At 38.4% G+C, this 6,649-nt stretch carries 2 protein-coding genes; both read right to left on the reverse strand.

The features are described from left to right. Positions 1-12 precede the first annotated feature (12 nt). On the reverse strand, positions 13-5,670 hold the full coding sequence (locus QUA54_RS30580; RefSeq protein ID WP_333418370.1) for an AAA family ATPase: 5,658 nt from the start codon (positions 5,668-5,670) through the stop codon (positions 13-15). A gap of 709 nt (positions 5,671-6,379) precedes the next feature. Continuing rightward, complete coding sequence (locus tag QUA54_RS34630; RefSeq protein ID WP_445301603.1) at positions 6,380-6,502, reverse strand: IS1/IS1595 family N-terminal zinc-binding domain-containing protein; 123 nt, start codon at positions 6,500-6,502, stop codon at positions 6,380-6,382. Positions 6,503-6,649 lie beyond the last annotated feature (147 nt).

Raw genomic sequence — 6,649 nt, forward strand, 5'->3', positions numbered from 1 at the left:
ACATTATACAAGTTAAATAGGTGATGGCTTACTAGCTTGCTGAGTTCCGTGCTTGATTGGGATCTCAATCACAAACTCCGCTCCATTTCCTGGCGCTGAAATACAAGTTAGCTTACCATGATGTTTTTCTACTACAATCTGGTAGCTAATAGCCAATCCCAAACCAGTGCCAGAGCCGACACGTTTTGTAGTAAAGAATGGGTCAAAAATCTTCTGGCTTACTTCCTCTGTCATCCCCGCTCCATTGTCGGCAATCCGAATCTCTACTTGGTTAGTATTTATGAGTCTGGTACGAATACGAACTTGTGATTTTTTATTGTGGATTGATGCTATACGAGAAGTCACTAATGATTCCTCTATAGCATCAATCGCATTGCTGAGTATATTCATAAATGCTTGGTTCAGGAAGCCGGCATAACATTCTATTTCAGGGATCTGACCATACTCTTTAATAATTTCAATTCCAGGATGGTCGGGCTTAGCTTTTAGCTGATTTTGCAACAGTAGCAGAGTGCTATCGAGCCCTTCATGAATATCTACTCGTTTCATTCCCGCCTCATCCAATCGCGAGAAATTTCGCAGCGACAAGACAATCTGGCGGATGCGTTCTGCCCCTTGCTGCATCGATTCAAGCAGCCTAGGAAAATCGGAAATTAAGAATTCCAAATCGATACTTTCTGCAAAATTCAGAATTTCAGGAGTTGCATTAGGCAATTGAGCCTGATAGAGATTCAGCAACCCCAGCAAGTCATGAAAATAGTCGCTAGCGGGGGTAAGATTGCCGTATATAAAGTTAATTGGGTTGTTAATTTCGTGAGCGATACCAGCAACCATTTGCCCCAGGCTTGACATTTTTTCAGTTTGAATTAGCTGAGTCTGTGTCGCTTGCAATTCTTTTAGGGTAAGTTCAAGTTGAATTGCTTGTTCTCTCAGCAGGCTATTTTTTTGTTTTAACTGCTGAGTCCTCTCTTCTACTTTTTGTTCAAGCGTTTGGTTGTAATCCTCTAATTGTTCATTAGCTGTTTTCAAGTTTTGAGTAGCGGTTTCCAATCTCCCATAGAGCATCGCATTTTTAAGGGATATAGCTATCTGTGAAGAAAGTATTTTTAATAATTCCAGCCTTTCCATTGTAAAGGCACCAGTTGTTATATTATTTTCCAAATAAAGAATACCAATCAGCTTGCCTTGATTAATAATAGGCATAGATAATATTGACTTCGGTTTGGTTTTTATGATGTAAGGATCGTTTATGAATCTTTGTGACACTGCTGCATCATTTAAAACCACATTTGCTTTAGTTATGCCTACATAATTAATTATGGTAATGGGCAGATTATCACTGTTTTCGACGGGGGATTCTGAACACAATACAACCACATCTTTCTCCACAACACCTGTAGCTTCTATCACTAACTTTCCATCTTTTTCTAAGATCAGGCACCCTGTTGTAGCTCCAGCATTTTCCATCACAATTTTAAGTAACTTGTCTAGCAACTTATCAAGAACTATTTCTTCAGCCAAGGCTAGATATGCTTTGTTCACAGTGGACAAATCCAAAACTGCCGAACTTCCTCCCGTGGTCGATGTTGTTGTTCTATTAATCTCTATGCCTATGGATTCTCGCATCAGCATCTCGGAAAATACCAAAGGATATCTAGACTCTAAATCTTTAACTTTAGTTTTAGCTCCCCAACGAATATACCCGTAGTAAGCTTGTGTTAGATAAATTTGAGCAAACTTGTCTCTGCCGAGGGAGAAATAAAACTCTGCTGCTAGTTCCGATGCTAGTGCTTCTTCCTGAATGTATCCTTGTTCTTTAGCTCCTGCTATAGCTCTATCATAATATTCCATTGCTTCTTTAATTTGCCCTTGTACCCGTGCTTTTTCCGCCTCCACAAGCTCGTACTTATGCTGATAATTTGTGGGAGCAGACTCAGCCCACCGCTGCATTTTTGCTTGATTTATCTCTACTTGACTTATATACTCTATTTTGTCGTTACTTTCGGCATCCTTATACAGAGCAAGGAGAGCTAGAGAATAGTATAGGTTGTGTTCACTTACGTACATCATCCCACTCATAGCTTGTTCATATTTGACCCCTAGCTTTGCATTTTCAACAGACTGACTAGGAACCTTAAACAAATAGGACAAAATGCACTTTGCAAGGTAAAACCAGAAAAACAAAGTGTAATTATTAGATTTAGCTAAATCAGGCAAGTTTCGCTCTTCGTTAAACCATTCACCATTTAAGCTATATCTATCCTCAGTTTTTTCCATTAAATTAAACAGTAGCTGTCTCCATATCCTTAAGGATAAGCTTGGATATTCCTGTTTTAATTTCAGCAGTATATCAATATATTGACTCTGTTTATTAGCAACAGAGTCCAGGTTTTCTCCTGCCAGCAATGGATAAACGCAATAGTGAATAGCATTATAGCCAGCATATTCTATATCTCCCGTATCTAACCCACTTTGAATTCCTTCAAGGAAAGGTTCTAGTGTTTTTCTTGCATCCTCTTTCCAGTGTCTTATAAAACCATTAAATACCAAGGTAACTTTTGATTTTAGTTCTCTAGCATTTAATTCTCCCAAAAGCGAAACTGCTAGTTGACCAAATTTAAAGCCAGCCTCGATCTCTCCTTGGAAACACAAGAGTAAACCATAAAGAACATACGCATGAGGAGCCTGTAAAGAATTCCCATATTTTCGACAGAGATTGACCATCTGAAATGTAACCAGCGGGAATAGATTGGGAGCTAGAACAAAAACAGGAGCAATAGCTGTATTTAAGATCCTCATGGCTGCAAGCTTATAGGGATCGGTCATAGCTGGAAGATTGTAACAGTCCTCAATAAATATTTTAGTAGGTGACTCTTCTTCCAAGCGAAAATCGAGCATTTCTAGAACTTGTAAAGATGTATCTAATGCTTCTTTAATTTTATTCTGGGAACTGTAAAACTGTATTTTTAACTCGTAAATCTTAAGACTATCTAAAAGACATTTAGCTTTTTTTAAAACCACTTCAGCTAGATGACTCGCCCGATTAAAATTAATAGTTAAATATTCGGCTTCTACTGCTTCTACATACAGAGAAAGGGTCAATTCATACTGAATAATCCAAGTAGATTCTGCCAACAGATCTAAACCAACATTTAAATACCTGGCAGCGGCTTCATAAGCCGCTGCTGCTTTTGCTTTCTGACCAGCTATTAAATTTAGTTGAGCCAGATTATCCTTTTCTTCTTGAAGATTAAGTAAGTCAGTGCCAAAATTTAGTTGGTTGACCAGATCAAAAATATTTTCTTTTTTTTCTTCATTATTTGTATTTTGCAACATTAGTTGACCAATTTTTAGGTGAGTTGCTTTTTTCTCTTCCTCTGGAATGAGCGAGTAGGCAGCTTGCTGCACCCGGTCATGCAAAAACTTATAAGATACTTTGGAAGTATTAATTTCTGATTGAGATCCTTGACCACTAGCCATTACCAATGACTCATTACCATTGAAGAGTAAAGGAAGCTTATAGGCACTTTCCCCGATGGGTAAAATTAGGGCTTCCTGAAGCCCATCCCATAAAGCAGATGCCGTTTCTGATATAGATTTTTCACTTACTATTGCTAAAACGTCTAAATTAAACCTGTTGCCAATACAAGCTGCTAACTTTAAGACTTTCTGGGTATCTGGAGGCAGTTTTTGAATGTTTCTGGCTATGAGTTCTACGACATTATAATCTGCGATCGCAACACTTTGAATTTGCCCCATATCCCACTGCCATCTGCCCATGCTGAAGTCAAATGTCAACTGTTTTTCTGCGTAAAGGGATGTGAGCAGTTGAGTTAGAAAAAAGGGATTGCCTTGAGTTTTATTGTAAACTAACTCAGCTAATAACTTGCACTTTTCTCTTTCATGGTTATTGTTTTTAGCAAGCAAACTTTCTTGCTCAATTTCTCCGTGTTGCTGGGAAAAACAAGTAAGAGGAGCGGCTGCTGATGATCTGTTGTCACCCAAGGTATCAGCGACTAATTGATTTACTGTACTAAGTGTCAACGGTTGGAGAATGATATTATTTATTATTGACCCGCATGAATAAATACTATCTAAGGTCTGCATTAACGGATGAGTTGCGCTGACTTCGTTATCTCGATAGGCTCCAATCACCAATAAATATTGACTATCTGGGTCAGTTAGAAGCACATGAATCAATTTCAAAGAAGCAGAATCTGCCCACTGTAAATCATCCAAAAATAAAACTAGGGGATGTGCTTTTTGGGTAAAAACATGAATGAATTGTTTAAAGGCAAGATTGAAACGGTTGTGTGATTCGATCGCCCCTAATTGAGAAACTTGAGGTTGCTCGCCAACGATCAATTCCAATTCTGGAATAACGTCAATTATAACTCTAGTATTTTGTCCTAAATCATTTAAAATCTTCTGTTTCCAAAAGATAATTTTTTCAGGGCTTTCTGTTAATAGTTGCCGAATTAATTCTTCAAAAGCTTGAATTAACGCTCCATAGGGAATATTTCGTTTAAATTGGTCAAACTTACCTGCAATAAAATAACCCCTTGCTCCGACAATGGGTTTGTGGATTTCATAAACTAAGCAAGATTTACCTATTCCTGAGTAACCAGAAACTAGCATCATTTCGGCTGTTCCAGCGCTAACTCTGTCAAAAGCATCCATTAGATTGGCTACTTGTGTTTCTCGTCCGTACAGTTTTTGTGGGATCAGAAATTGACCGGACTTATCACGCTCACCCGGAATGAAGTTAGAATTTGTGCCAGTTTGTTGTAATTGATTTAGACATTGTTCTAGATCCGCTTTCAGACCATAACCACTTTGATATCTATCCTCAGCAGTCTTGGCTAATAATTTCATCACTATGTAACCAATTGCTTTGATAATCTTACCATTTTGAATTTTAGATGTGGGATTATCGCTCGTAAATTCTAGTCTGCTGTTTTGCTCTTTTGCCATAATTTCCCAGAGTGGGGTCGGCTGTTTCGCGATGTGGCAGTGAACTAATTCCATCGGATCTGTAGCCTTAAATGGTAATTCACCGCACAGCATTTCATAGAATGTGATACCTAAAGAGTAGAAGTCTGTCCGATAGTCAATTGAGCGATTCATTCGCCCTGTTTGCTCTGGCGAGATATAGGCGATTGTGCCTTCTAGTAAAGTGGGATGGCTGAGTGTTTGGGTTTCTCTAGACAAGCGCGTGGCAATGCTAAAGTCAGTAATTTTTACTTCTAACGTAGCAGGAGTGATGATGATATTTGTCGGCTTAATATCTTTATGAATAATTTTGTTATCATGCAACTTACCCAGAGTATCTGCTAACTGAATTGCAATTTTTAAGAACTCTTTGAGTTCAAGTTTGCGACCATTAAAAAAGTTTTTGAGGGCTTCTCCTTTTGAATCTTCCAATATCAGTGCTAGACCATGATGATGATTTTCCAATCCATAGGGCTTGACAATACCTTCTAAATTGAGATGTCGGGAGATTTCATATTCATGTCTCAATTGCATAATCTCTTCGAGAGTAGGATATTCTGCGATCAGGGCTTTGATAATCACAGCAGTCTGATCTTCCCTCCTCTCTGCGCGATAAACTACTGTATTTAAACCTTCACTAATTTTTTCTATTAGTTTGTAATTTGCCTTGATATTCATAAATATTGTATCTCTGTTAACAGTATTTGATGCTGTGCGAAAGTAAATAGTGGGGGCAGTTTGGCTAAATATTGTTTTGTTTCTTTAATTAATATTGAAACTAGAAAAAAGTATTGTTTCGTTAAGTATCTTAAAAAAGTCTGAACTTTTGTAAAACATATTACCCTTTTTATCTAAGTTTTATATTTTTGATGATAACACATCCCCCAGCTAAGTAGATAGGCGCAAAGCAATATAAATGGTCTGTGGGGCGGGTTTAGCCCGTAATCATTGCTAGGAGAGATTTTGCCCTTTTAAAACCCGCCCCGCCCACCTTCGTTTACAGCGGTTTTCAATCGTATTAGGTACAGTAACTACAATGAGTGAAGCAATTTTTGAGAGCTTTGAGAGCGATAGAGTCGAATCCGTACACAAGTGCTGACACTCAGGTGTAATTACTTACGTGCACCAACCCAACGTAGATATTTTTTGAGGTGAAACTCTTCTGCTTTTAATCGGATTTAAATCGGGAGAAAAAGGAGACAGGTAAATAATTCGCTTCTCCTACGGATTCAATCAATCCACCCTTCGGAGTACCCCAGTATATTTCTCGTTAACGTAGGTTTGGAGCGATTGCTGAGAAATCAGGATCGCACGAGCAATCCCGGCAAGTGAAATACGTTCTAACAACAATCGATCAATTAGTTCTCGTGTCTCCTGCTCAATCACCTTATAAATGCGGATGTTCTGCGAATTGCCGATCGCACTTAACACACTTAAACCGCTGTTTACTGTTGTGAATGCGACCGTTTTTGACTGTCTGGCAAGAAGAACAGTTAGGACAAAGAGGCATTGTCAGGGATATATTAGCAAGAACTACTGCTAATCTAGCATCATTACTTCTAGGAGACTACCGGAAAAACCCAGGGTAAGAGCATCTCAATCAAGCTTTACAAAAGGAGTTGAGAACAGTCATCATATAATCATTATTCATAGAAGC

This window comes from Microcoleus sp. MOSTC5 (genome assembly GCF_036701825.1).
GTDB classification, from domain to species: domain Bacteria; phylum Cyanobacteriota; class Cyanobacteriia; order Cyanobacteriales; family Microcoleaceae; genus Microcoleus; species Microcoleus asticus.

What these genes read in the sequence shown, in the direction of transcription:
- QUA54_RS30580 (WP_333418370.1), bottom strand. Translation starts at nt 5,670, where the DNA reads ATGAATATCAAGGCAAATTACAAACTAATAGAAAAAATTAGTGAAGGT.
- QUA54_RS34630 (WP_445301603.1), bottom strand. Translation starts at nt 6,502, where the DNA reads ATGCCTCTTTGTCCTAACTGTTCTTCTTGCCAGACAGTCAAAAACGGT.